The organism is Burkholderia sp. AU32262, from assembly GCF_020419985.1.
Lineage (GTDB): Bacteria > Pseudomonadota > Gammaproteobacteria > Burkholderiales > Burkholderiaceae > Burkholderia > Burkholderia semiarida.
On record NZ_JAIZRS010000022.1, the window covers coordinates 61,257 to 86,654 of the forward strand.

At 66.6% G+C, this 25,398-nt stretch carries 24 protein-coding genes, 1 tRNA gene and 1 pseudogene; 11 read left to right on the forward strand and 15 right to left on the reverse strand.

Annotated features, from left to right (window positions below):
* Nucleotides 1-55: 55 nt before the first annotated feature.
* Nucleotides 56-1,579, reverse strand: coding sequence for a glycerol-3-phosphate dehydrogenase (glpD, locus tag LGN10_RS24395; RefSeq protein WP_059643008.1), 1,524 nt, complete (start codon nucleotides 1,577-1,579; stop codon nucleotides 56-58).
* A gap of 162 nt (nucleotides 1,580-1,741) precedes the next feature.
* Here glpD and LGN10_RS24400 point away from each other — a divergent pair, with 162 nt between their 5' ends.
* Nucleotides 1,742-2,110 carry a hypothetical protein gene (locus tag LGN10_RS24400; protein ID WP_059643011.1) on the forward strand — a complete coding sequence of 123 codons (369 nt, stop codon included), beginning with the start codon at nucleotides 1,742-1,744 and terminating at the stop codon, nucleotides 2,108-2,110.
* Nucleotides 2,111-2,200: 90 nt separating this feature from the next.
* On the opposite strand, the gene LGN10_RS24405 is transcribed toward LGN10_RS24400, so the two are convergent.
* Both LGN10_RS24405 and LGN10_RS24410 read right to left on the reverse strand, forming a co-directional pair.
* Entirely contained in the window at nucleotides 2,201-2,398 is a 198-nt protein-coding gene (locus LGN10_RS24405; protein WP_006477892.1) for a hypothetical protein, read from the reverse strand.
* A gap of 301 nt (nucleotides 2,399-2,699) precedes the next feature.
* Nucleotides 2,700-3,479 (reverse strand): DeoR/GlpR family DNA-binding transcription regulator, encoded by a 780-nt coding sequence (locus LGN10_RS24410; protein WP_034208319.1) that lies wholly within the window; start codon nucleotides 3,477-3,479, stop codon nucleotides 2,700-2,702.
* Between the two features lie 213 nt (nucleotides 3,480-3,692).
* Between LGN10_RS24410 and LGN10_RS24415 the strand changes: the two genes are divergently transcribed.
* The 3 genes from LGN10_RS24415 to LGN10_RS24425 all read left to right on the forward strand — a co-directional run bounded on the left by LGN10_RS24415 (nucleotide 3,693) and on the right by LGN10_RS24425 (nucleotide 7,063).
* Nucleotides 3,693-5,333, forward strand: coding sequence for a gamma-glutamyltransferase family protein (locus LGN10_RS24415; RefSeq protein ID WP_124862667.1), 1,641 nt, complete (start codon nucleotides 3,693-3,695; stop codon nucleotides 5,331-5,333).
* Between the two features lie 325 nt (nucleotides 5,334-5,658).
* Nucleotides 5,659-6,486, forward strand: coding sequence for a ferritin-like domain-containing protein (locus LGN10_RS24420; RefSeq protein ID WP_011546143.1), 828 nt, complete (start codon nucleotides 5,659-5,661; stop codon nucleotides 6,484-6,486).
* Nucleotides 6,487-6,556: 70 nt separating this feature from the next.
* A complete protein-coding gene (locus tag LGN10_RS24425) occupies nucleotides 6,557-7,063 on the forward strand; it encodes a hypothetical protein (protein ID WP_226225263.1) in 507 nt (168 codons plus the stop codon).
* Here the strand turns inward: LGN10_RS24425 and LGN10_RS24430 are convergent.
* From LGN10_RS24430 to LGN10_RS24440, 3 genes and pseudogenes are all read right to left on the reverse strand, one after another.
* Nucleotides 7,057-8,491 (reverse strand): annotated as a pseudogene (locus LGN10_RS24430) (DEAD/DEAH box helicase). The gene LGN10_RS24425 and the pseudogene LGN10_RS24430 overlap by 7 nt on opposite strands.
* A gap of 137 nt (nucleotides 8,492-8,628) precedes the next feature.
* Nucleotides 8,629-9,927, reverse strand: coding sequence for a c-type cytochrome (locus LGN10_RS24435; RefSeq protein ID WP_059578646.1), 1,299 nt, complete (start codon nucleotides 9,925-9,927; stop codon nucleotides 8,629-8,631).
* 19 nt (nucleotides 9,928-9,946) lie between these two features.
* The gene (locus tag LGN10_RS24440) at nucleotides 9,947-10,711 is read right to left on the reverse strand and encodes a c-type cytochrome (protein ID WP_006477898.1); all 765 of its coding nucleotides are present in this window, start codon (nucleotides 10,709-10,711) and stop codon (nucleotides 9,947-9,949) included.
* 378 nt (nucleotides 10,712-11,089) lie between these two features.
* Between LGN10_RS24440 and LGN10_RS24445 the strand changes: the two genes are divergently transcribed.
* Nucleotides 11,090-12,022: a CopD family protein gene (locus LGN10_RS24445; RefSeq protein ID WP_059578801.1), complete on the forward strand. Its 933-nt coding sequence runs from the start codon at nucleotides 11,090-11,092 to the stop codon at nucleotides 12,020-12,022.
* Nucleotides 12,023-12,157: 135 nt separating this feature from the next.
* Here LGN10_RS24445 and dgoD read toward each other — a convergent pair whose 3' ends face one another.
* The gene (gene dgoD / locus LGN10_RS24450) at nucleotides 12,158-13,306 is read right to left on the reverse strand and encodes a galactonate dehydratase (RefSeq protein ID WP_059643016.1); all 1,149 of its coding nucleotides are present in this window, start codon (nucleotides 13,304-13,306) and stop codon (nucleotides 12,158-12,160) included.
* 146 nt (nucleotides 13,307-13,452) lie between these two features.
* Between dgoD and LGN10_RS24455 the strand changes: the two genes are divergently transcribed.
* On the forward strand, nucleotides 13,453-14,136 hold the full coding sequence (locus LGN10_RS24455) for a FadR/GntR family transcriptional regulator (RefSeq protein ID WP_099316791.1): 684 nt from the start codon (nucleotides 13,453-13,455) through the stop codon (nucleotides 14,134-14,136).
* 34 nt (nucleotides 14,137-14,170) lie between these two features.
* Here LGN10_RS24455 and LGN10_RS24460 read toward each other — a convergent pair whose 3' ends face one another.
* Nucleotides 14,171-14,416: a DUF1272 domain-containing protein gene (locus LGN10_RS24460; protein WP_059578642.1), complete on the reverse strand. Its 246-nt coding sequence runs from the start codon at nucleotides 14,414-14,416 to the stop codon at nucleotides 14,171-14,173.
* A 141-nt stretch (nucleotides 14,417-14,557) separates the two neighbouring features.
* Here LGN10_RS24460 and LGN10_RS24465 point away from each other — a divergent pair, with 141 nt between their 5' ends.
* Entirely contained in the window at nucleotides 14,558-14,905 is a 348-nt protein-coding gene (locus LGN10_RS24465; RefSeq protein ID WP_226225264.1) for a GFA family protein, read from the forward strand.
* A gap of 39 nt (nucleotides 14,906-14,944) precedes the next feature.
* Here LGN10_RS24465 and LGN10_RS24470 read toward each other — a convergent pair whose 3' ends face one another.
* Complete coding sequence (locus tag LGN10_RS24470) at nucleotides 14,945-18,052, reverse strand: transglycosylase domain-containing protein (protein ID WP_226225265.1); 3,108 nt, start codon at nucleotides 18,050-18,052, stop codon at nucleotides 14,945-14,947.
* Between the two features lie 242 nt (nucleotides 18,053-18,294).
* On the reverse strand, nucleotides 18,295-19,182 hold the full coding sequence (locus LGN10_RS24475) for a LysR family transcriptional regulator (RefSeq protein WP_059578634.1): 888 nt from the start codon (nucleotides 19,180-19,182) through the stop codon (nucleotides 18,295-18,297).
* A 454-nt stretch (nucleotides 19,183-19,636) separates the two neighbouring features.
* On the opposite strand from LGN10_RS24475, the gene LGN10_RS24480 reads away from it, so the two are divergent.
* A complete protein-coding gene (locus LGN10_RS24480; protein ID WP_226225267.1) occupies nucleotides 19,637-19,921 on the forward strand; it encodes a PAAR domain-containing protein in 285 nt (94 codons plus the stop codon).
* Between the two features lie 58 nt (nucleotides 19,922-19,979).
* Here the strand turns inward: LGN10_RS24480 and LGN10_RS24485 are convergent, their stop codons facing one another.
* Together LGN10_RS24485 and LGN10_RS24490 are read right to left on the reverse strand one after the other, a co-directional pair.
* Nucleotides 19,980-20,291, reverse strand: coding sequence for a cupin (locus LGN10_RS24485; RefSeq protein ID WP_226225269.1), 312 nt, complete (start codon nucleotides 20,289-20,291; stop codon nucleotides 19,980-19,982).
* A 59-nt stretch (nucleotides 20,292-20,350) separates the two neighbouring features.
* On the reverse strand, nucleotides 20,351-21,034 hold the full coding sequence (locus tag LGN10_RS24490) for a DJ-1/PfpI family protein (protein WP_059578626.1): 684 nt from the start codon (nucleotides 21,032-21,034) through the stop codon (nucleotides 20,351-20,353).
* A 116-nt stretch (nucleotides 21,035-21,150) separates the two neighbouring features.
* On the opposite strand from LGN10_RS24490, the gene LGN10_RS24495 reads away from it, so the two are divergent.
* The gene (locus tag LGN10_RS24495; protein WP_226225270.1) at nucleotides 21,151-22,125 is read left to right on the forward strand and encodes a GlxA family transcriptional regulator; all 975 of its coding nucleotides are present in this window, start codon (nucleotides 21,151-21,153) and stop codon (nucleotides 22,123-22,125) included.
* 176 nt (nucleotides 22,126-22,301) lie between these two features.
* Nucleotides 22,302-23,276 carry a LysR family transcriptional regulator gene (locus LGN10_RS24500; RefSeq protein ID WP_124658644.1) on the forward strand — a complete coding sequence of 325 codons (975 nt, stop codon included), beginning with the start codon at nucleotides 22,302-22,304 and terminating at the stop codon, nucleotides 23,274-23,276.
* A gap of 173 nt (nucleotides 23,277-23,449) precedes the next feature.
* Here LGN10_RS24500 and LGN10_RS24505 read toward each other — a convergent pair whose 3' ends face one another.
* Both LGN10_RS24505 and LGN10_RS24510 read right to left on the reverse strand, forming a co-directional pair.
* Nucleotides 23,450-24,046: a hypothetical protein gene (locus LGN10_RS24505; RefSeq protein WP_226225271.1), complete on the reverse strand. Its 597-nt coding sequence runs from the start codon at nucleotides 24,044-24,046 to the stop codon at nucleotides 23,450-23,452.
* Nucleotides 24,043-24,627, reverse strand: coding sequence for a hypothetical protein (locus LGN10_RS24510; RefSeq protein WP_226225272.1), 585 nt, complete (start codon nucleotides 24,625-24,627; stop codon nucleotides 24,043-24,045). The genes LGN10_RS24505 and LGN10_RS24510 overlap by 4 nt, the downstream gene beginning before the upstream one ends.
* 62 nt (nucleotides 24,628-24,689) lie before the next feature.
* On the opposite strand from LGN10_RS24510, the gene LGN10_RS24515 reads away from it, so the two are divergent.
* Entirely contained in the window at nucleotides 24,690-24,953 is a 264-nt protein-coding gene (locus LGN10_RS24515; RefSeq protein ID WP_226225273.1) for a hypothetical protein, read from the forward strand.
* A gap of 330 nt (nucleotides 24,954-25,283) precedes the next feature.
* Here the strand turns inward: LGN10_RS24515 and LGN10_RS24520 are convergent.
* Nucleotides 25,284-25,360: transfer RNA gene (locus LGN10_RS24520), tRNA-Met, on the reverse strand.
* Nucleotides 25,361-25,398: the final 38 nt, after the last annotated feature.

Genomic DNA, 25,398 nt, shown 5'->3' on the forward strand with positions numbered 1-25,398 from the left:
GCGCGTCGGTGAATCAACGTCGGTCAGGCAACTGCAACTGCAATTTGCGTTCGAGTCACGCGTGCGGCGCATGCGCGGCGGCGAACCACGCGTCGACCGCGGCGGTCACGGCATCGAGCGTGCCGGGCGCGACGTGCAGGCCGAGCTTCGAGCGGCGCCACAGCACGTCCTGCGCGCAGGTCGCCCATTCGGCGTCGCGCAGGTAGCGCAGCTCGGCGTCGTGGATGCCCGGCGCGATTTCGGCGCCGAGATCGGCGAGCGACTTCGCGCCTTCCACCACGCGTTCCGCACGCGTGCCGTACGCACGCGCATAGCGGCGCGCGAGCGCGGCGGGCAGCCACGGGTGACGTTTCGCGAACGCGCCGGCGAACACGTCGAACTTCGCGTCCGCGATGTCGCCGCCCGGCAGCGCGACGCCGGCCGTCCAGCGCTTCGCGTCGCGGCCGAGCGCACGGCACAGCATGTCGCCGGCTTCTTCCGCGAGCTTGCGGAACGTCGTGATCTTGCCGCCGAACACCGACAGCAGCGGGGCGCCGGCGCCGTCGTCGAGCTCGAGGCGGTAGTCGCGCGTGACGGCCGACGCGTTCGCCGCGTTCTCGTCCTCCAGCAGCGGACGCACGCCCGAATAGGTCCAGTGCACGTCGGCCGGCGAGATCTTGCGCTTGAAGTAGCGGTTGATCGAATCGCACAGATACTGCGTCTCGTCGCGATCGATCGCGACCTTCGCGGGATCGTTCGTGTACTCGACGTCGGTCGTGCCGATCAGCGTGAAATCGTGCTCGTACGGAATCGCGAAGATGATCCGCTTGTCCGGGTTCTGGAAGATGTACGCGTGATCGTGATCGAACAGGCGGCGCGTGATGATGTGGCTGCCCTTCACGAGCCGCACGCTGTGATGCGCGCCGCGGCCGAGCGCGCCGTGCAGCACGTCGCCGACCCACGGGCCGGCCGCGTTCGCGATCGCGCGCGCATGCACGACGCGGATCGAGCCGTCGGCGTGCTGCAGCCGCGCTTCCCACTCGTCGCCGCGGCGCTCGGCGGAAACGAGCTTCGTGCGCGTCAGGATCTCGGCGCCGCGCTCCTTCGCATCCATCGCGTTCAGCACGACGAGGCGCGCGTCGTCGACCCAGCCGTCGGAATACACGAAGCCGCGCTTGATCGAGTCGATCAACGGCGCGCCGGCCGCATGGCGGCGCATGTCGATGCCGCGCGAGCCGGGCAGCAGTTCGCGTTTCGCGAGGTGATCGTAGAGGAACAGGCCGATGCGGATCAGCCAGGCCGGGCGCAGGTTCGGCATGTGCGGCATCACGAAGCGCAGCGGCCACATGATGTGCGGCGCCGCGCGCAGCAGCGTCTCGCGCTCCTGCAGCGCCTTGCGCACCAGCCCGAACTCGTTGTACTCGAGGTAACGCAGGCCGCCGTGAATCAGCTTGGTGCTGGACGACGACGTGTGCGACGCGAGGTCGTCCTGTTCGCAGAGCATGACCGACAGGCCGCGGCCGGCCGCATCGCGCGCGATCCCCGCGCCGTTGATGCCGCCGCCGACGACGAGCAGATCGTAGCGATTCGGTTGGGTCACCTGCTGTCCTTATCGTCTGTTGAAATGGGGCGAACACGAAATGTTCGAATTCGAAATTTAACGAACGAAATCGAAAAAGTAAAGTTCGAAAAAGCGGGGCCAGTAGCGTGCGACGCGATCCCGGACGATACTGACGGAATCGACCGTTTCGCGAGGTGAATCATGCGTATTGGGATGTGGGCCGGCGTGTGCGCCGTCCTTCTGGCGGGATGCGGCGCGGGGACGCCGCCGCTCGCGGGCAACTGGCGGGCGCCGTCGTTCGTCGACCTGCAGACGTCGTGCGGCGGCGCGGCGCGCGACTGGGGCGCGGACGCGCAGCCGGTGTACTCGACGCTGTACGACGCGTACGTCGCGAAACGGTATCGCGGGCTGACCGAAGCGAACTATTGTGCGTTCGTAAACGAACTTTCGACCCACTATGCGGCGCCCGACGCGGCGGCGCGCGCCGGCTGGATCGCGTATTTCAACGGCGCACGCGCGCAGGCCATCAGCTGGCGGGCGGCGGTCGATCCGACGCTGCGCGGCGGCTGAAGCCGGCGGCGGCGACGGGCAGGCGGGAGGCAGAATGACCGCGCGGCCGGAATCCGGCCGCGCGATCAGGTCAGGTCGGGAACAGCGGGCTTACGAATAGCGGTACTTGATGGATCGCAGCGCGGCGTCGCCGGTCTCGGTCACGCAGTATTTGCGCCCCGAGCCGAGCCCTTCCAGGCGGACGAGTTGTTGTTCGAGCAGGATGTCCAGTTCATCCCGATCCATGTCGCGCTGATCAGGCGCGTCCTTTACAAGCAAGAGCGTGGCGAATTCATGCGGACTCAGCATCGTTCTCTCCATGGCAATCGGACTGCCCGCGCGGCCGGCGTACACGCCGCCGCGCGATACCCCGCGAGGGTATGGCTTGGGGGGAAAAGCTGCATTCGCCGGCCTGCGATTCGCACCGCCCTGGCACAGGCGGATCGGCGAACGGGCCGGGGAACTGGAGTCTAGTCGAGCGCGCGGGCAACGACAAATCGTGCCCCGTTAATTTTCCGTTTGACAGAAGCGCATGCCACAAGCGGTTCGCGCGCGGCGCCAACTTCTTGATTTCACTTGAAGTTTCAGGTGCGGTGCAGCATCGCGACCGTCATTCCGCGACGTACACCTGCGTGCCGGCGGCGGCGACCGTGTCGGCCATGTCGGGCGGCAGCGGCTTGTCGGTGAAGAGCGCGTGCACCTGGCTCAGGTGGCCCTGGCGCACCAGCGCCGGGCGGCCGACCTTCGAATGATCGGTCACGAGGTAGACCGTGCGCGCATGCTGCATGATCGCCTCGGCGACGCGCACCTCGCGCGTGTCGAAATCGCGCAGCGTGCCGTCGGCCTCGATCGCCGACGTGCCGATGATCGCGTAGTCCACCTTGAACTGGCGGATGAAGTCGATCGCGAGCTCGCCGACGATGCCCTTGTCCCACGGCCGCACGATGCCGCCCGTGATCAGCACTTCGCAGTCGGGGTAGCCGCTCATCATCGACGCGACGTTCAGGTTGTTGGTGATCACGTGCAGCCCGTGATGGCGGTTCAGCGCGCGCGCGACTTCCTCGGTCGTCGTGCCGAGATTGATGAACAGCGACGCCTGGTCGGGGATGTGCGACGCCGCGAGCGCCGCGATGCGCCGCTTCTCGTCATGAAACATCCGCTGGCGCGCCGTGTACGACACGTTCTCCGAACTGGTCGGCAGGCTCGCGCCGCCGTGGTAGCGGCGCAGCAGGTTCAGGTCGGCGAGCCAGTTCACGTCGCGGCGGATCGTCTGCGGCGTCACCGCGAAGTGCGCGGCGAGATCGTCGACGGTCACGAAGCCGTCGCGCTGCACCCATTCGAGCAATTCCTGCTGGCGCGCGTTGAGGGTGAGGCGGGGATCTCGGGTCATGGCTCGATGGTCGTGTCGTGAGACGGAGCGGGTATTGTAAGGGCGGCAACGGCGTTCGGCCGGCCTGCCGGGCGTCGGCGCGCGTGATTCATGTAGAAATGGCATGGATTCATGTGACAAATGAATTTGTGCGATCGTGCCGATCGCGCTGCAATGGCGGATGGCCCGCGCGTGCGGGCGCGCGTTCATCCCGTTTTCGACAAGGTGGCATCGATGACTGACTTCAACTGGCACAACCCGTATCCGACAACCCGCATCCCGGTGTTCGCGCGCAACGTCGTGTCGACGTCGCACCCGCTGGCCGCGCAGGCCGGGTTGCGGATGCTGTGGAAGGGCGGCAACGCGGTGGACGCGGCGCTGGCCGCGGCTGCCGCGATCACCGTCGTCGAGCCGGTGTCGTGCGGGCTCGGCGGCGATGCGTTCGCGCTCGTGTGGGACGGCGAGCGACTGTCGGGACTCAATGCATCGGGCGTCGCGCCGGCCGCATGGAACGTCGACTACTTCCGCCAGCGCCACGGCGAGGACGCGCGCGGCATCGCGAACAAGCCGACGCGCGGCTGGGACACCGTCACCGTGCCGGGCGTGATCGCGGGCTGGGAAGCGCTGCACGCGAAGTTCGGTTCGCTGCCGTTCGCGGACCTGCTCGAGCCGGCGATCGAGATCGCGGAGCGCGGCTATTCGGTGCCGCCGATCGTCGCGCACAAGTGGGCGGCGGCCGTCCCCGAACTGCGGGGCCTGCCGGGTTTCGCGGACACCTTCATGCCGCGCGGCCGCGCGCCGCTCGTCGGCGAACGCGTATGCCTGCCCGGTCATGCGCAGACGCTGCGCACGCTCGCGACGGAAGGCGCCCGGGCGTTCTACGAAGGCGCGCTCGCCGAGCGTCTCGCCGCGTTCGCGCGCGAGGGCGGCGGGGCGCTGACCGAAGCCGACCTGCGCGCGTACCGGCCGGAATGGGTCGAGCCGATCGGCAAGCGCTTCGGCCGCCACACGATTCACGAGATTCCGCCGAACGGGCAGGGCATCGCCGCGCTGATCGCGCTCGGCATCGCCGAGCACGCGGGCGTGACCGAATGGCCGGTCGACTCGGTCGATTCGCAGCATCTGCAGATCGAGGCGATGAAGCTCGCGTTCGCCGATGTCTATCGCTACGTCGCCGATCCACGCGCGATGGACGTCACGCCCGAACAGATGCTCGACGACGCCTATCTCGCCGAACGCGCGAAGCTGATCGATCGCGCGCGCGCGACGCACTTCGCCGCCGGCCGCCCGCATTCGGGCGGCACGATCTACCTGTCGGCGGCCGACGAGAGCGGGATGATGGTGAGCTTCATCCAGTCGAACTACATGGGCTTCGGTTCGGGGCTCGTCGTGCCCGGTACGGGCATTGCGCTGCAGAACCGCGGGCACGGCTTCTCGATGGACCCGGCTTCGCCGAACGTCGTCGCGGGCGGCAAGCGGCCGTTCCACACGATCATCCCGGCGTTCGTCACCGAGCAGGCCAACGGCCGTACCGAGGCCGTGATGAGCTTCGGCGTGATGGGCGGCGACATGCAGCCGCAAGGCCATCTGCAGACCGTCGTGCGAATGCTCGGCTATGGCCAGCAGCCGCAGGCCGCATGTTGCGCGCCGCGCTGGAAGGTCAACCGCGACTTCACGCTCGACGTCGAGGCGACGATGAACCGCGCGACCGTCGACGGGCTGGCCGCCCGCGGCCATACGATCAAGTCGATCGACGATCCGTACATGGATTTCGGTTCGGGGCAGTTCGTCTGGCGCCTCGATCCCGACGATCCGGAGCGCGGCTACGTGGCCGCGAGCGACAGCCGGCGCGACGGGCTGGCGGCCGGTTTCTGACGGATCGCTTCCAGCTTTCCTTGCAGTTTCCCGGCATCACGGGCGGCCCGGCGGCCGCCCGTTTCGTTTGGCGCGGCGCATGCCATCGAACGCGCGCAACCGGTTTGAAGGTCTCATCTAACGAACGGCAACGGACGCCGTGGAACTGCGCCTGTCGGGTATGGTCAGTGCTTTGGAGCACGAACATGAAAGTCCGGCTAAGATGCCAGAATGGTTCGGCCGGACCGACTCACTATAAACGCAAGTAAAACGCCGCCGCGGATCGGCTGGCGCCTGTGCCCCAGGCATGGGCCGGCCTCCGCGCGACGACTGGGAGCGCACCACCATGGACACCAAAACGACGCATGTGATGCCGTGGCGTATCGAGGACATCGACCTGAACCGGATCGATCGTCAGCGTGCCGCCGCGAACGAGGATCTGCTGCTGCTGCTGTGCGCGTCGTCGTTCATCGAAAGCGGCTCGGATCTCTATACGAGCAATCTGAGCGAATTCTTCAATGACGATCCGGAAGTCTCCGCATGGCTCAACAATGCATGGGAGCCCGAAGAATTGCAGCACGGCCGCGCGCTGAAGGCGTATATCGCGCACGTGTGGCCCGAGTTCGACTGGGATACGGCGTTCGCGAATTTCTTCGCCGAGTATTCGAAGACCTGCTCGGTCGAGGCGTTCGAAAAAACCCGCGCGCTCGAAATGGTCGCGCGCTGCGTCGTCGAGACGGGCACGGCCACGCTCTATCGCGCGATCAACGAATGCTCGGACGAGCCGGTGCTGAAGGAAATCACCGACAACATCCGTACGGACGAAGTGCGTCACTACAAGCACTTCTTCAAGTTCTTCAAGAAGTACAACCAGGTCGAAGGCAACGGCCGGCTCGCGGTGCTCGGGGCGCTGGCGCGCCGCGTGATGGAAATCAAGAACGAGGATTCCGAGATCGCGCTGCGCCACGTGTTCGCGATCCGCTATCCGGACCGCGTCGGCGACAGCCAATACAACCGCGAGCGCGCCGCACGCATCAATTCGCTCGTCCGGCGCAATCTGTCGGCCGACATGTGCGTGAAGATGCTGCTCAAGCCGCTCGACCTGCCCGCGAAGATCCAGCCGGGCGTCCACTATCCGCTCACGAAGATCACGCGGCACGTTTTCCTGCGCTGATCGCCGCGGCACGGCCCGTCGCGCGTATGCTGGCGGATTCTCAACCGATTCGCGCCCGGGCCACGCCATCATGACCGATACCCATCGCCACGCGCTCGAACAATGGACGTTCGACGCGTGGCCGCCCGCCGTCGTGTCGCTGTTCGACGGCACCGCGCTCGAGCGTCATGCCGACCTCGCCGCGTCGCTGATCGTCGCGACCGACGACGGCCAGTTGCGCACGACGCTGCTCGGCGTCGGCGAGATCTATGCACGCGATGCACGCACGCTGCTGATCGCGCTCTGGCCGCAGTCGCGGGCCGCGCGCGCGATCGCGCAGCGGCGTACGGCCGCGTTGACGCTCGTCGCGGACGGCGCGTTCTTTCAGGCGCAACTGGAGATGGCGCCGCTCGAAGGAGACTTCGGCGGCCTGGCCGGATTCGCTGCGACGATCGCGCACGGCGATGCGCAGCGGGTCGGCTATGCGCGTCTCGCGACAGGCGTCACGTTCACGCTGGAAGGGGAGCGCGCCGCGGTGCTCGCACGCTGGCGACGCCAGATCGAGCACCTGCGGCGCGCGGCCGCGCGGCTTCAGTGACCGCGCTGGCCGCTGCGCGACGAACGATTGCGGTTCGGATGCGCGGCGTTGCCGCTTGCCGGGCGGGCGCCATTGCCGCCGCCGGCCGGACGTCCGCCGCCATTGGCACCGGCCCCGCCTTGCGTGCGCGGCTTCGCGGCCTTCTGCGCCGCCTTCGGTTGCGCGTTGCCGTCGCGCTTCGCGGCCGGCTGGCCTGAGCCGCCGGCACGCGGCTGACGATTGCCGCCGCCACCGCCACGCGGCTGCTGCTGGCCGCGGCGCTGCTGGATCGGCTCCGGTTTCGCGTTCGGATCGGGTTCGAAGCCCGCGATCACTTCCTGCGGAATCTCGCGCTTGATCAGCCGCTCGATGTCGCGCAGCAACTGCTTCTCGTCGACGCACACGAGCGACACGGCTTCGCCGGTCGCGCCCGCGCGGCCCGTGCGGCCGATCCGGTGCACGTAGTCTTCCGGCACGTTCGGCAGATCGAAGTTGACGACGTGCGGCAACTGGTCGATGTCGATCCCGCGCGCGGCGATATCGGTCGCGACGAGCACCTGCAGCGTGCTGTTCTTGAACTCGGCCAGCGCGCGTACGCGCCGACTGGCTCTTGTTGCCGTGGATCGCCATCGCGCTGATGCCGTCCTTCGTCAACTGCTCGGCGAGCCGGTTCGCGCCGTGCTTGGTGCGCGTGAACACGAGCACCTGGAACCAGTTGTGTTCGCGGATCAGGTGCGTGAGCAGCTCGCGCTTGCGATCGCGGTCGACCGGATGGATCTTCTGCGCGACGCTCTCGGCGGTCGTGTTGCGGCGCGCGACCTCGATCAGCGCGGGCGAGTCGAGCAGGCTGTCGGCGAGCGCCTTGATTTCATCGGAGAAGGTGGCCGAGAACAGCAGGTTCTGGCGCTGCGGCGGCAGCTTCGCGAGCACGCGCTTGATGTCGTGGATGAAGCCCATGTCGAGCATCCGGTCGGCTTCGTCGAGCACGAGGATGTCGAGATCCGACAGGTCGATGGTCTTCTGCTGCATGTGGTCGAGCAGGCGCCCCGGCGTCGCGACGACGATGTCGACGCCGCGCTTGAGCGCATCGATCTGCGGATTGATGCTGACGCCGCCGAACATCACGGTCGAGCGCAGCTTCAGGTACTTGCTGTACGCGCGTACGCTTTCCTCGACCTGGGCGGCGAGTTCGCGCGTCGGCGTGAGGATCAGCGCGCGCACCGCGCGCTTCGCGCCGCGGTGCTCGGCGTAGAACGTGTGCAGGCGTTGCAGGATCGGCAGCGTGAAGCCGGCGGTCTTGCCGGTGCCGGTTTGCGCGCCGGCGAGCAGGTCGCCGCCGCCGAGGACGGCCGGAATGGCCTGCTGCTGGATCGGAGTCGGCGACGTATAGCCGAGCTCGTTGACCGCCTTGACCAGCGGTTCGGCCAGGCCGAGAGATTCGAAAGACATAGATACCACTCTTGAGTTTTATGATCGGCGATGCATCGCGCGGCCCGCGCGGCAAACCTGCATCGCAAAACAGCCAAAAAGCAAAAGGGCGCGGCCGCGGTTTCCCGCAGCCGCGCCCCGTTTGTGTGCGCCGCTTCTTAGTCGAGCGGCGCGGAACGCAGATCGCTCACCTGTTGCGGCGAGATCGGCGTACCGTTGTTACCCCATGACATCCGGATATACGTGACAACCGCCGCGACTTCCTGGTTCGACAGCGACTGCGCGAACGGCGGCATCCCGTACGGACGCGGATTCTTGAACGTGCTCGGCGGGTAGCCGCCATTCAGCACCATGCGGATCGGGTTGACGGCCGATTCCATCATGATCGAGTGGTTGCCCGCGAGCGGCGGATAGGCCGGCGGCTTGCCCGCGCCGTTTTCGGCGTGGCAGGTCGCGCAGTTGTCCGCGTAGATCTTCTTGCCCTGTTCGAACAGCGCGTTGCCGAACTGCTTCGACGGCTCGTACTGCATGTTCTTCGGCGCTTCAGCCTTCTGCGGGATCGACTTCAGGTACGTCGACATCGCGCGCGTATCTTCGTCGGTCATGTACTGCAGGCTGTTGTGGACCACGTCCGCCATCGGGCCGAATACCGCGCCCTTCTGCGACACGCCGGCCTGCAGCAGGTCGGACAGCTCCTGCACGTGCCAGTCGCCGAGGCCGAGTTCCTTGTCGTTCGTCAGCGACGGCGCATACCAGTTCTGCAGCGGGATCAGGCCGCCGGCGAACGCCGACGAGTTCACCGGGCCGCCCATCATGTTGATCGACGTGTGGCACATCGAGCAGTGGCCGAGGCCTTCGACGAGATACGCGCCGCGGTTCCATTCGACCGACTTCGTCGGATCCGGCTTGTACTCGCCTTCCTTGAAGAACAGCGTGCGCCAGCCGATCAGCAGGTTGCGGTTGTTGAACGGGAACTTCAGTTCGTGCGGACGGCTCGGCACCGACACCGGCGGGACCGAACGCAGGTACGCGTAGATCGCGTCCGAATCGGCGCGCGTGACCTTCGTGTAGCTCGCGAACGGGAAGCCCGGGTACAGCAGGCTGCCGTCCTTCGAGCGACCCGTGTGCATCGCGCGGTAGAAGTCGTCCGACGTCCACTTGCCGATACCGTTCTGGTCGTCCGGCGTGATGTTCGGCGTGTACATCGTGCCGAACGGCGTCGCCATCGGCAGGCCGCCCGCGAACGACTTGCCGCCGCGCACCGTGTGGCACGCGATACAGTCGCCGACGCGCGCGAGGTATTCGCCCTTCTTGATCAGCGCGGCCTGGTCGGCCGGCGTGGCCGCGACGGCGGCAGCGCCGTGCAGCGTGTCGTTGCCCGGCCACAGGACCGGCACGAGGGCGGCAGCCGCGACGATCGCGACGGCCGAGAGTGCAAACAGGGACTTGCGTTTCATTGTGTCTGTCTCCCTTGCCTTATTGCGGTTCGCTGCCGCAGGCGAGCGGAGTCTTCATCGAACGCGCCGGGGCCGGCACGGGGTTGGCGGGCGCCGGTTGCGCGGCGAGCCATGCGGTCACGGCCGTCACGTCTTCGTCGGAAAGCTTCGCGGCGATGTCGTGCATGCAATCGGGCGCCTTCGCGTGGCGGTTGCCCGAGCGCCATGCGCCGAGCTGGGCGCTCAGGTAATCGGCGTGCAGGCCGACGAGGCCCGGGATCGCCGGCTGCATGCCGGTCAGCCCCGCGCCGTGGCAGGCCACGCAGGCCGGCAGCTTGCGGGCCGGGTCGCCCTGCGTGACGAGCTGCTTGCCGCGTGCGAGCGTCGCGGCCGGCAGCGTCGGCTTCGCCGGCGTCGGGTACGGCGGACGCTCGGCCGAGAAGTGCTCGGCGATTTCGCGCAGGTAGTCGTCGTTCAGGTACGTGAGCAGATAGTTCATCGGCGGGTACTTGCGCCGGCCGTCGCGGAAGTTGACGAGCTGGTTGTACAGGTACTCGGCCGGCTTGCCGGCAAGACGCGGGAAATAGTCGTTGTCCGTGCCCTGGCCGTGGACGCCGTGGCATGCGGTACAGCCGCGCACGCGCTCGGCCATGGTATCGGGTGCCTTGAGCGGCGCCTGCTGGGCGTGCGCTTGCTCCGTGGGCTTGGTCTGCGCTTGGGCAGCGCTCATAAGGCCCGCGCCGCCGATCATCAGAACGGCGAGCAGCGGACGGAAGAGGCGTCTTGAAGACACACGAGACTCCATGATTATTCGTCGGGGACCTTGTCCGGGCTACGATCGGCTCGGCGCATGGACGGCAGGACAGCCGGGCTGCTGCGACGCGGCATTCTATCATCGATGGGTAATGACGGCTATTTGACGAAAGGACATCGGTTCCTGTCCGTTTGCGACTTGCGACAATTTGACGCGCATTGCGCGACGGTCGAGTGAACCGGCGTGCGCTTTCACCCTCGAAGACCGTACACTCGCGGGTCGCGCGGCGCCGCCTCCGCCGCTGACCCAGTCATTTCTCCCGTTTCCGGATTCATCGATGACGTTTTCTACCGTGCCGTTGCCTGCCTCACGCTGTCCGTCCCGTTGCCGCCGCGCTGCCGGCCTGCCGCTTGCGGGAGGGTGCGCGCGATGAAGTTCGACAGCTTGTGGATCGGCCAGGTCGCGCTCGCGGCGCTGATGGATGCGGCGTTCGCGATGGCGGTCGGCTCGGCGCTGCTCAAGGCGTGGCTCGGCAAGGACGGCGCGCGGCCGGTCATCGCGCCGTCGCACCCCGCATGGCTGCGCGCGCAACATTCGCTGGTGGCGGCCGCGCTGGCGCTGGTGCTCGCCGATCTCGGCTGGCTCGTGTACGAGGCCGCGGCGATGAGCGGCGCGGGGCTCGGCGGCGCGTTCGCCGCGATTCCCGTCATGCTGATGCAGACGCACACGGGCTTCGCATGGAGCGTCGCGTTCGCCGGCGCGGTGCTGCTCGCGATCGTCGCGCTCGCGAAGCCGGACGGCCCGCTCGCGCATGCGGTGCTGTGGTTCGCGGTGATCGTGGTGGCGGCCGGCAAGGCGTCGCTCGGCCATGCGGCCGACAGCGGCGTGCTGTCCGCGGCGGTCGGCGTGCAGACGCTGCACCTGCTGGCCACCGCCGTATGGGGCGGCCTCGTGCTCGCGGGCGGGCTCGCGGTGTTGCCGGCGCTCGGGACGTCGGTCGCGCGCGGCGCGCTGATCCGCATCGGCCAGCACCTGTCGCGCACGTCGATCGTCGCGGTCGTCTTCGTGCTCGGCACCGGCGCGCTCAACGCGATCCGCGGGCTCGGCGGCTCGCTCGCGCCGCTCGACGGCAGCACGTGGGGCCGAGTATTGCTGCTGAAGCTGCTGCTCGTCGCGCTCGCGCTCGTGCTCGGCGGGCTCAACCGCTTCTCGGCGCTGCCGCGCCTGCGCCGCACCGCGTCGACCGAGGACGCGCACACGTTCCGCAACATCCTGCATCTCGAGGGGATGACGATGATCGGCGTGTTCGTCGCGGCGGCCGTGCTGTCGTTCAGCGTGCCGGGCTTCGCGGCGCTCGGCTGACGGCCGGACGGCGCGGCGCCGGGCGCCGGCGCGCGCCGCGCGCGTGGCGCGGAGGCAAGAACGGCCGCCTTGTCGGGGCGGCCGTGTCGAACGCGTGGCGCGGCACGCGCGCGTCGCTCTTATCTCACGCGTTCGTCACCACTCGGCGACGCTGCCGTCCGCGTGACGCCACACCGGGTTGCGCCAGCGATGGCCCGTCTTCGCCATCTCGCGCACCTTCTCCTCGTTCACGTCGATGCCCAGCCCCGGGCCCTGCGGGATCGCGACGAAGCCGTCCTCGTAGCGGAACACCTCGGGGTTGCGCAGGTAGTCGAGCAGGTCGTTGCCCTGGTTGTAGTGGATGCCGAGGCTCTGTTCCTGGATGAACGCGTTGTAGCTGACCGCGTCGAGCTGCAGGCACGCGGCGAGCGCGATCGGCCCGAGCGGGCAGTGCAGCGCGAGCGCCACGTCGTAGCTTTCCGCGAGCGTCGCGATCTTGCGGCACTCGGTGATGCCGCCCGCGTGCGACGCGTCCGGCTGGATGATGTCGACGTAGCCGCCCGCGAGGATGTGCTTGAAGTCCCAGCGCGAGTACAGCCGCTCGCCGAGCGCGATCGGCGTGTTGGTCTGGTTGACGATGTCGCGCAGCGCCTCGGCGTTCTCCGACAGCACCGGCTCCTCGATGAACATCAGCTTGTACGGATCGAGTTCCTTCGCGAGCACCTTCGCCATCGGCTTGTGCACGCGGCCGTGGAAGTCGACGCCGATCCCGACGTGCGGGCCGACCGCGTCGCGCACCGCCGCGACGTTCGCGATCACCTGCTCGACCTTGTCGTAGGTGTCGACGATCTGCAGCTCCTCGGAGCCGTTCATCTTCACGGCCTTGAAGCCGCGCTCGACGACCGCGCGCGCATTGTTCGCGACGTCGCTCGGCCGGTCGCCGCCGATCCACGAATACACCTTGATGCGCTCGCGCACCTGGCCGCCGAGCAACGCATGCACCGGCACGCCGTGATGCTTGCCCTTGATGTCCCACAGCGCCTGGTCGACGCCCGCGATCGCGCTCATCATGATCGGGCCGCCGCGGTAGAAGCCCGCGCGGTACATCACCTGCCAGTGATCCTCGATCAGGAGCGGGTCGCGCCCGACGAGGTAGTCGGCCAGTTCCTGCACGGCGGCCTCGACCGTGTGCGCGCGGCCTTCGACGACCGGCTCGCCCCAGCCGACGATACCCTCGTCGGTTTCGATCTTGAGGAACAGCCAGCGCGGCGGGACGACGAAGGTTTCGAGGCGGGTGATTTTCACGATGCGAGTCTCCATGATTGACCGGCGCGACCGTTCGGGCGCGGCGCACGATCCGTGCTTTCGCGGTTATCCTAGCGTAGTCGAATAAAAAATAGTATTAATAGTATTAATGTGCAGATAGTGGGCAGCCCGCCCGACGGAGAACGATCATTCAACGCGACCTGCATGGACAGACGGCTTTCCGGCTCGCGACGGCGATCCTGCGCGGCGACTATCCGCCCGACTCGCTGCTGCCGAGGGAACCCGACCTGATGGAGATGTACGGCGTGAGCCGCACGGTGATGCGCGAGGCGCTGCGCACGCTGACGTCGAAGGGGCTCGTCGAATCGCGGCCGAAGGTCGGCACGCGCGTGCGGCCGCGCCAGGCGTGGAACCTGCTCGACGCCGACCTGCTCGACTGGTATGCGCGCGTCGCGCCGCCGCTCGCGTTCGCGCTGAAGCTGCAGGAAATGCGCGAGATGATCGAGCCGTACGCGGCCGCGCTCGCCGCCCGCGCGCATACGCCCGACGCGTTCGACGCGATCGAGGGCGCGGCGCGCGCGATGGCCGCCGCGCGCAACGTCGACGAATGGGTGCGCGCCGACCTGCGCTTTCACCTGAGCGTGCTGGAGGCCGGCGGCAACGAGCTGCTGGTGCCGCTCGGCGCGCTGATCGATCGCACGCTCGAGGCGCAACTGCAGTTGAATGCGCGCCGGGCGGACGTTTACAACGCGTCGCTGGCCGAGCATACGGCCGTCAGCGACGCGATCCGCGTGCGCGACGAGGACGGCGCGCGCCGCGCGATGGCGACGCTGCTCGCGGTGACGCGTGCGCGGATCGAGATGTCGTGACGGAAGCGGGGCGGGCGGCGCCGTTGCGGTGCCGTCAGGCGTTCGCGCAGCCGCCCGGCTTGTGGATGCGTTCCGTCGACGGCGGGTACTTCGCGAGCAGGCTCGCTGGCCGCCGCGGCCGCGCGACCAGGTCGCCGCCGCAGTTCGGGCACTGGCCTTTGAGCACGTCGTCGGCGCACGTCGCGCAAAAAGTACATTCGAACGTACAGATGCGCGCGTCCGTCGAATCCGGCGGCAGATCCTTGTCGCAACATTCGCAGCCGGGGCGCAGTTCAAGCATGACGGTCTCCTTGACGGGTGAGGGGGCGCCGCACATTGCGTGCGGCGCATGCGAGCGCTACTGTACGCGTTTGGATCGGCCCGGCCAACGGTGCCCCGCCCGGGTGCCGGTACCGCGCACGGGCTGCACCGGGAGACGACCATGCTTTATCGAGGAAGCTGTCACTGCGGTGACGTGACGTTCGAGGCGGAAGGCGACCTGCAGGGCGTGATGGCCTGCAACTGCTCGATCTGCCAGCGCAAGGGCGCGCTGATGTGGTTCGTGCCGCGCGATCACATGACGCTGCTCACGCCCGAAGACAATCTCGCGACCTACATGTTCAACAAACACGTGATCAAGCATCGCTTCTGCAAGCGCTGCGGGATTCACGCGTTCGGCGAAGGCGTGCATCCGGACGGCACCGCGATGGCCGCGATCAACGTGCGCTGCCTCGAGGGCGTCGACCTCGCCGCGCTGCCCGTCACGCACTACGACGGCCGCTCGCACTGAGCGGCGCGCCGATGCGGGCGCCTGCGCGCGGCGATCGGGTCAGGACGGGTGCGCGGTCGTCGCGCCCGGCGCGGGCGTTTCCGCCTGCGGCGCCGGGCCCGCGGTGCGCGTGCCGGCGTCGGCCGGCCGTTCGATCAGCGGCGCGAGCGCCGGCGCCATCGACTTCAGCAGCTGCACGGCCATCGCGCTCGTGAAGTCGTAGCGCGCCGCGTATGGCTCGTGCGCGGTCGCCGTCAGCACGCCGAAGAACCGGTCGCCGATCGCGAACACGAAGGTGCCGCTGCGGTTGACCTTGCGCGATTCGATCAGCCGCGCGCCCCGCGCATAGACGTTGAAGCGCTGGTCGCCCGTCCCCGTCTTGCCGTACACGTCGAGCGTCTTGCCGTCCGGCAGCGTGAACCCGCCCGCCAGGCGGCGCGCGGTGCCGTGGAGCACGACGTCGCGCAGCAGCGTGTGCGCCACCTTGACGATCTCCGGCGGCAGTATCGGCTGAGGTTGCGCGGCCGCGCGCACGAAGCGCGTTTCGTACGGCGTGCCCTTCGCGAAATCGAGCCGCGTGATCGTCTCGGTCGGCGCCTTCTGGCCGCCGTTCACGATCAGGCCGATCAGTTTCGCGAGCGCGTCGGGCTGGTCGCCCGATGCGCCGATCGCGGCCGCATACGACGGCGTCACTTCCGCGAACGGATAGCCGAGCGCGCGCCACGACTTCGTGATCTCCGCGTACGCGCGCAGCTCGACCATGCGGCGGATGCGCCGGTCCTGCGTCGCGTGGTAGCGGGTCTTGTACAGCCACGAATACGTGTAGAAACGCGCGTCGCGACTGTCGCGCTGAACGTCCGCGAGCGACGCGGCGGGATGCGCGCGCAGGTAGTTGAGCGTCCACAGCGCGAGCGGATGCACGCTCGCGATATAGCCGCGGTCGTTCAGGTTGAAGCGGTCGATCGCGTATTTCGCGTAGAGCGCGGCGAGATCGTCGTCGGACAGCGTCGCGGCCGGCGTGCCCTTCAGTTGCGCGCGCATCCGCGCGGCGAACCACGCGAGCGATTCGTTCGGCGCGACGCTGCGCAGCACCGTCGCGAGCTTCGGCGGCGACTTGCGTACGTCGCGCAGCATCAGCGCGAGCGCGTCGTCGGGCGCCTTGCCCGCATAGCGCGTGTAGTAGCGCTTCACGTAGACCTGGCTTTCTCCGTCGACGAACTGCTGCAGGTAGTGCTGGCGCTGGGCGGGATCGTTCAGCCACGACGACGACGGTCCGGCCGCCTGCAGCGTCTCGTAGTGGACGATGTCGCGCATCAGCCGCACGAACACGAGGTTCACCGAGTGCTCGAACGCCGTGTGCAGCGTCATGATGCGGCCGTTGTCCGACTTCTCGAAGTTCGAGAACACCTGCGCGCCGCCGCCCGTGTAGAACACGTCCGGGCTCGCCGAGTACTTGCGCTCGACGGACGCATCGAGCATCGCCTGCAGCGAGCGGTCGCGCGTATGCGACAGATAGTCGAGCGCCCAGCGCGACAGCCCGTCGATCGGATCGGGCTTCACGCGCGCCAGCTCCGCGTTCGACAGGTTCGCGTAGCGCGCATGCAGGTCGGAGACGATCTGCAGGTACGTGATCAACGTGCGCAGCTTCGCGGTCGAGCCGAGGTTGATGCGGCCGCCGCGATTCACGTCGAACGGCTGGTTCACGCTGTCGGTCTGCACGCGCAGCAGGTTCGCGCCGTTGCGATGCTCGTACAGCGTGAAGCTGTACGTGAGGTGCGACGGGTCGTCCTTCGGCGCGAGCATCTCGAAGCCGTACAGGCCGGCCGCCTGCGCGCCGTCGCGCGTCGACGCCTGCGCGAGCCGCTGGGCGACCGCCTGCTGCACGCCGTTGTCGAGCGTGCTGGTCGCTTCCAGGTCGAGCTGGTCGAGCTGGTACAGGTCGGTGATGCCGAGCGCCGACAGCAGCGACGCGCGCGCGGACGTGACGGCCTTGCGCGACACGAACGACTGCACGCGCGCGGCGGCCGGCGGCGCGCTGCGTTCGATCTGCGCGGCGAGCGCCGCATCGCGCAGCGCGGGCGAGATCACGCCGCCGTTCGACAGCAGCCGCAGATAGCTGTCGGTCAGCTTCTGCAGCGCCGGATACCCGCGATTCAGGAAGTACGACGGCGCGCGCTGCGCGATCAGCAACGACAACACCTCGCGGAACGTCTTGCCCTGCTGATCGACGTTGTCGCCGGTCGTCGGCGCGGACAGGATGCGGTTCACGTCGTTGAAGTCGCGGCCGTACCACGCGGCGAGACCGTCGCCGATACCGGTGATTTCGCCCACGTGCGGCCGGGCGGCGAGCGGCACCGAATTCAGGTAGCGCACGACGATCGAGCGGCGCGCGAGCATCGTCTGCGGGCCGTTCAGGTACGCGAGGATCGACGCGGACGCGATCTGCCGCAGTTTCTCCGGCGGCGTCGCGGTACGGCCGTCGGGCGAGTGGCGGAACTTCTCGATCTGCGTCGCGAGCGTGCTGCCGCCCGGGCGCGCCTGGTGGTGGTTGACGACGTGCAGCGCCTGGTCGGCGAGCGCGCGGCTGAAGCGACCCCAGTCGATCGCCGGGTTGCGGTTCGGCTGGTTCGGGTCGAGCAGGTAACGATCCTCGATGAACATCAGCGAATCGACGACCACGCGCGGCACCGTGTCGAAATCGGCGTACACGCGCTGCGGGAACACGGTCGCGAACAGCGGCGAGCCGGTCGAGTCGAACAGCATCAGCCCGGTCTGGTCTTTCTCTTCGTAAGGCAGGAACAGGCCGTGATCGGCGAGCGCCAGCATCCGGTCGGAATCGCGCGCCTGCTTGCCGACGACGAAGCCGCGCGCGAGCAGCCGCTGCTGGAACGCGGGAATCATCGAATAGCCGAGGCGTTGATCGTACGGCCCGTTCGCGGGGAAACGGATGTGGTTGCTCGCGCCCGTTTCGACCGTGTAGCCGACGTCGCGGGTGAGCTCGGACAAATAGTGCGCCTGCAGGCGCGACGTCGCGATTTCGGTCATCACGAGCCTCACCACGACCGCGATCGCGATCACCAGCGCGGCCAGCAAGGACCACTTGATCCACGTCCAGACCGATGCAGCTCCGGTCACGCGCGGCAGGATGCGATTCAGCGGCCGATTCATGGCGGCGTCTCCCTGAAGGCGCGGGCTCCGGCCGCACCTCATTAAGGATTAGTGTAGTCCTCCGCAGCGGGCTGCCAAGGGTGGTTCACTACTGAGATGCAGCGGCGCAACACCCGTGCCCGCGCCGGGATCGTGCGCCGCGAGGCCGGGCCCGCGCGCGGGTGCGGCCCCGCGGTACACGTCGTCCCGCATCCGCGTTCGGAAGCCATCTGGCACCGAAAAGACCGTCGCGATCGCATCATTCAACTGACGAAATGTTCGACGAGGTGATCGATGAAAAGGCGGGATTTACGCGGAAAGTGCTTGCGGCTCGGGTATGCGACGTTCATCTGGAGCGCTTCGAGACGATAGTCGGCGAGCAGGGCCAGAAGCTGGCCATCATGAAGATCCGGTTCGGCGAGGAAGTCCGGCAGGACTGCGATGCCCATGCCGGCAAGCGCCCAGTTCCGGATCATGCCGAAGTTGTTCGACGACGCGGCCTTGTTCGGGCGCACCGTGACACGCGTCTGGTCGTGCTCGAACGTCAGGTAATCGCTCGCGAAGTCGGCATGGAACACCAGGCATGCATGCGTGGCGAGATCGTGCGGATGGGCCGGCGAGCCGTGCCGGCTGACATATTGCGGCGACGCGCAGACGACGCGTTGGAATTGCATGAGCGGGCGCTTCACCAACGTGCTGTTGCCGATGTGCTGCGACAGCAGCAGCCCGATATCGAAGCCTTCCGACACGAGGTCGACATGGCGGTCGACGATCGTGACTTCCGGCACGATGTTGGGATGGCGTGCCTTGAACGCGTCGATCGCGGGCGCGAGCACGTGCATGCCGAACATGACCGGCGCGGCGATCTTCAGCGAACCGATCGGTTCCTGGTGCATCGACGCGATCGTTTCCTCGACGCGGTCGATTTCCTCGATCACGTGACGCATCTGCGCCAGGTAGAGGTGGCCGGCGTCGGTCAGCGACAGGCTGCGGGTCGTGCGATTCAGCAGGCGCGCGCCGAGCCGGTTCTCGATGCTCATGATCATGCGGGTGGCCGACGAATTGGAGATGTTCAGTTCGGTCGCGGCGCGCACGAAACTTTGTAGTTCGGCAACCTTGACAAATAGTCGCATTGGAAGGAGTTCGTCCATTTTTTTGCCTAGAATCAGAAATTGTTTATTTAATTCTATCTTCCAATTTACTGTTCAGAGCGTCGGACGATGGAGGAAAAAGTATTATGAAACTATAGGTTGATTTGATGGCTGGGAAGCCCGGAAAATATAGGGTTTCGGCGTTTTGTGAGCGCTGGTTTGCGTCCGGTTAAGGGTAATTTTTACAACCATTTTTAGTAATTGTACGAAAGTTCAGACGATTGTTTTTTCGCGTATTTGAGATATCGGGCGATTCGATTTTATCGAGATAAAGTATTTCCGGCGTTTTCGCGCCATCGTGCCGACGCACGGCCGCGACGAAGCAGCGGATCGAACCGTCGCATGCAATCGTGTCCGGGTGATATGCTCGCGGGACGCCCGCGACCGACGGGCGGTTTCACGATGCCCGTGCACGGCTGCGTTGCGCGGCGTTTCCGAGGGAAGAACCGACATCATGAGCCGCAAATTCATTCTGAAGGGCGACACGACCGATCACGGCGGCGTCGTGCTCGAAGGGATCGCCAATTCGTCGTTCGACGGGCGCGAACTCGCGTATCTCGGCGCATCCGTGTTCTGTGCGGCGTGCAAGTCGCCGGGCGTGATCGTGTCGGACGGCGGCGAGCGCACGATGACCGTGATGGGCAAGGTCGTCGCGCTCGAACACGACCTGTGCCAGTGCCAGTGCATGCCGCAGCCGAAACTGATCGCATCGCAGGCAACCGGGACGATCTCGGGCTGAGTCCCGCCGCCCGCAGGCGCTCGTCGTTCGCGCGGCATCGCGGCGCCGATACCGGCCGTCAGGCGCTGCCTTCGGTCTCGATCACGAGGATGCGCGCGGCGCCAAGCGGATGCGCAACATGTTCGGTGCCGACCGTCGCATGGAAGACGTCGCCCGTTTCGAGCACCGTCGCGTGCTCGACGCCTGCTTCGCGGTAGCGCATCTCGACGCGGCCATCGAGCACCGCGAACACCTCCTCGCCGTCGTTCACGTGCCAGCGATACGGCTGGTCGGTCCAGTGCAGCCGGATCGTGATGCCGTTCAGGTTCGCGATGTCGAGGGCGCCCCACGCGCGGTCCGCCGTGAATGCGGCACTCCGGATGATGTTCATCGATGTGTTCCCCGGCGCGCGCGGGCGCCGCTTTCCAGTCATTTTCCCGACATCCGCCTTCAGCGCGACGTGGCGCGCAGCGCCTGCTCGACGATCTGCTTGCGCTTCGCGAAGCCGGCCGCCGTACGTTCGGTGACGCGCGTCACGACCGCGGCCGGCGCGGTGTCGGGCGAGCCGGCGTCGAACGGCGGCGCGGGCGCATATTCGAGCTGAAGCTGGATCGCCTGCGCTTCTTCGTCGCCGACGAGCTCCGCGGCGATCGTCAGCGCGAAGTCGATGCCGGCCGTCACGCCGCCGCCCGTGACCAGGTTGCCGTCGCGCACGACGCGCTCGCGCACGGGTATCGCGCCCAGCGGTTCCAGCAGCGAGTGGAACCGCCAGTGCGTCGTCGCGCGTCGTCCGCGCAGCAAGCCGGCCACGCCGAGCAGCAGCGAGCCCGTGCAGACCGACGTCACATAGCGCGCGGTGGCCGCACGCTGCTGCACGAACGCGATCGTTTCGGCATCGAGCAGCAATTCGTTGATGCCGATCCCGCCCGGGATGCAGATCACGTCGAGCGGCGGGCAGTCGTCGAACGTGCAGGTCGGCGCGAGCGCGAGGCCGCTGCTCGATGCGACCGCGTCGCGCGACTTCCACACCAGATGAACGGCCGCGTCCGGCAGTGACGCGAGCACGTCGTGCGGGCCGGTGAGGTCGAGTTGCTGGACGCCCGGAAAGACGAGAAGGCCGATGTGAAGTGTCATGCGAAGGCTCCGGAGGGGAAAGGGAACGCGCCGTTCGGCACAGGATGGACAGATCGATTCTAGGCGCGTAGTGTTTGGCGAAATTGCCATATCACCCACGTTTTCAGCCAATCGCCATGCCTGCCGCCGCCCCGCGTTCGATCCTGGTCTTCGCGTTTCCCCGTGCGCAGTTGCTCGATGTGACGGGGCCGCTGCAGGTGTTCGCGTCCGTCAACGAGCTCGCGCTGGAGCGCGGGCAGCCGGCGCCGTATGCGCCGCGCGTCGTGGCCGTCGAAGCCGGGCCTGTCGAGACGTCGTCGGGCCTCGTCGTGATGGCCGAGTCGCTGCGCACCATCGCGCGCCACCCTGACACGCTGATCGTCGCCGGCGGCAAGGGCGTGCACGCGGCGTCGAAGGACGCGCGGGTGGTGCGCTGGGTGCGGCAGCAGGCCGGACGCGCGCGGCGCGTGGCGTCGGTGTGCACCGGCGCGTTCCTGCTCGCCGAGGCCGGCCTGCTCGAGGGGCGGCGCGCGGTCACGCACTGGGCGCGCTGCGAGGAATTCGCGGCGCGCTACCCGAACGTGCGCGTCGAGCCGGACCCGATCTTCATCCGCGAAGGCGCGCTGTGGACGTCCGCCGGCGTGACGGCCGGCATCGATCTCGCGCTCGCGCTGGTCGAGGACGATCTCGGGCGGGCGACCGCGCTCGACGTCGCGCGCGAGCTCGTCGTGTTCCTGAAGCGTCCGGGCGGGCAGGCCCAATTCAGCACGATGCTGTCGATGCAGCGCACCGCCGACCGGTTCGGCGAGTTGCACGCGTGGATGGCCGAGCACCTGACGGCCGACCTGTCGGTGCCCGCGCTGGCCGAGCGCATGAGCATGAGCGAGCGCAGCTTCGTGCGTCACTATCGCGCGGAAACCGGCCGCACGCCCGCGCGCGCGGTCGAGCAGATCCGTGTCGAGGCCGCGCAACGCCTGCTCGGCGAAACGGCGTGGCCCGTCAAGCGGATCGCCGGGCGGTGCGGCTTCGGTTCCGAAGAGACGCTGCGGCGCAGTTTCGTGCGCGTGTTCGGCGTGTCGCCGCAGGGATATCGCGAGCGGTTCGTGCGGTAACGGTCCACCGATCATCGGGGCCGGAGCGGGTGGCGCCCGGAACTGAACGGAAACCGGTCGGTTTCCAGTCCGAAGTTTCGAAACTATTCAGGATCGGAGAACAATAGGCGGGGGCTTGTGCCGCGCCCGCCGCGCGCTCTATTCTGTTCCGTTGGCGATTCGAAAGGGGGAGCAGCATGGACCGGATCCAGGCAATGGAAGTTTTTACCCGCGTGGTCGACGCGAACAGCTTCACGCGGGCGGCCGACACGCTCTCGATGCCGCGCGCGTCGGTGACGACCATCATCCAGAATCTCGAGGCGCTGCTCGGCGTGCGCCTGATGCACCGGACCACGCGCCGGCTGTCGCTGACGCCGGAGGGCGCCGCGTACTACGAGCATTGCATGAAGATCATCGCGGAGATCGCCGAGGCCGACGCGAGTTTCCAGGCGGGCAACCGCAAGCCGAGCGGCATGCTGCGCGTCCACATGCCCAGTTCGCTCGGGCGGCGTATCGTGCTGCCGTCGCTGTCGACCTTCCGGCAGCGCTATCCGGACATCACGCTCGAGCTGGGGCTGTCGGACCGCTACGTCGATCCGGTCGAGGAAGGCATCGACTGCATGATCCGGGTCGGGCCGCTCGAGGATTCGTCGATGGTCGCGCGGCGCATCGGGATGCTCAAGCGCGTGACGTGCGCGTCGCCCGATTACCTCGCGCGTCACGGCGAGCCGAACGAGATTGCCGATCTCGTCGAACATCAGGCGGTGAATTTTCGCGCGAGCCACGGCGCGCGGACGATTCCGTGGGTGTTCATGATCGACGGCAAGCCGTTCGAGGTGCGGATGAACGGCAGCGTCACGGTCAACGATTCGGATGCGTACGTCACGTGCGGGCTCGAAGGCTTCGGGATGATCCAGCCTACGTTGTTCATGGTGCTGCCGCACTTGCTCGACGGTTCGCTGGTCGAGGTGCTGCCGGACTGCAATCCGAAGCCGAAGCCGATCTCGATCGTGTATCCGCACAACCGGCATCTGTCGCAGAAGGTGCGCGTGTTCGCCGACTGGATCGCGGAGGTGTTCGAGGCGACGCCGGCGTTGGAGGGCGGGGAGAACTGGCGGGGGAAGGTGGGGGTGGAGGCGGCGGATGCGCGGCGCGGAGCGGTGGTGGCGTAGTCGCGGCGCGCGGCCTGAAGGACGGGCAGCGCGCGGCACGGCGTGCGCTGGATGAAGCAATGAAAAAAGCCGCTGTTTCGAAAGAAACAGCGGCTTTTCGCATTTGGTGGCGAATCAGGGATGTGGACGGCTATTGTCCAGACCGATTTGCGTCGCTCCTGTCAATCGACGAGTCAGGACGTCCCGCAGATGCGCAGCGGCGTTACCTCCACAGGAGTTCGCACGATCTTTCCATCATCGACCTGAAGTCGGGCAATAGTCACGGACATCGGTATCTTGACGTCGTCCGTGACGACAACCTCGTAGTCCGCTCCCGTTACCGGAGTGAAGCTAAGGAATCGCCAAGCCTTGTAGTACCGATAGCGATCCCCAATGCTCCAATGTGCTGAAAAAACGAGGGGGATGCCGGCCTTGACGACGACTTCAGCGTATGTGAGTTGCGACACATCCTCCAGGTCGTTCGGCATACCAAGCCTTGGCTGACTAAAGAGCCAAGTTGTTGCATTCAGGGAGCGCGCCTGATAGGTGATGGAGGCGAGTGACCGAATGGCCGGGTCTGCTTCAGCATAGCAAGCGGCACTTCCGTGTTCGAGGATATTCAACCAACCGTTACCGACGAACCGGAATCGTACCTTTGCGGTCGTGTCGTTTGGTCCAAGCTTGATATCGGTCGTGAGTAGAGGCGAGGCGCAAGCAGAGAGGAGCCAAGCAGAAATCACACACAAGGCGATTGCTCGGGCGCTTGCGAATATACGTACTGACTTGTTCATGGGAAAGTAATTGAGATTTTGCCTTCGTAGGCGTTCGGTATGGCGTACATCGAGCCGTTTTGTGAATAGGCAATCAGCCGCTCGCTATTTGCCGACGATGCGGCGTAGACGATCATGTACTTCGCGTTTGCCGGAACCTGCGCTCTTGCGAAAAAGTAAGGGGTGGCGAGAGACCTGGAGCGGCCCTTCAGTGGTTCGAGACGATCTGTTTCCGTAATGTGCAGGTTGTCGTCGAGGAACATCAGGCGCGGTTTGAATATGGTCACATGGGGAAGCAGCATTGCTCCCCAAGCAGCGATATACGTTCTTACTTCCACCACTTCGGGATGCGTTGCCGGAACTTTGTAGGCTACGAAGGTAGATCGCCCTTCAGGAAAGTCGAAAGTGGGACTTTGTCCGACCTGGATTGACACGCTGTCGGCCCCGTCGGGCCCAAGGTCGTCGAAGTGAAAGCTCTGGAAAGTGGAGCAGCATTGGGCCGGCGCTGGCGGCTCGAAGGAAATGGGCGGCCGCGATGCGCAACCAGATGTCGCCGCAATAAAAACGCTCGCGAGGAGGGCTACAGGTTTCATTTTTGACATGGCGTCTTGCAGGCAACGTTACTTGCTGCGCAGACCGCCAGGGACCATCGGCGGCAAAGACCGTGGCCAGAGTCGACCGATTGGCTATCGACGCAGTATGTCGTGATAACGGCAAGTGGCCGACGTTCTTGAGGTTGTGTATTACGAAAACGAATCGTGCGGCGAAGATCGCTTTCTTTGCGGGGAGGCATATGTTCAACGATATCGCTGAACTGGCAGAGGGCGAGAAATGCCGGATGACGGCTTATGTAGACGACGTGACCATTTCCGGGCCTGCCGCCACGAAGAAGCTGCTGGGCGAGGTTCGCAAGGTGGTAAGCAGGTAGGATTACAAGACCAAGCAGAAGGAAGACCTATGCCGCAACCTCCGTGAAGGTTGTCATGAGTGCAGTTGTGGTTGGCCGCGAGCTGCGACTTCCAAGCGAGCGGCATCGAAAAATACGGCAAACGAAGCAGGAGCTGTTGCGCTGCGGGCGCGATGAGAAGGCGTCACTGATGCGGGCGTCGGGGGGGGGGCGGCTTCGGGCGGGCAGTCAGATTTTGGGCAACCGTGGCGGGAGTCGCGTGATTAGGATTGGCGATGCCGGAATTGTTGCCGCGCGATGTCTGCGGAGCAAAGAAAAAGGGCCCAGCTTGCGCTGAGCCCTTTCTGCATTTGGTGGCGAATCAGGGATTCGAACCCCGGACCTGCGGATTATGATTCCGTCGCTCTAACCGACTGAGCTAATTCGCCGAAGACTTGAATTATGTAGATCTACCGCTCGGCTGTCA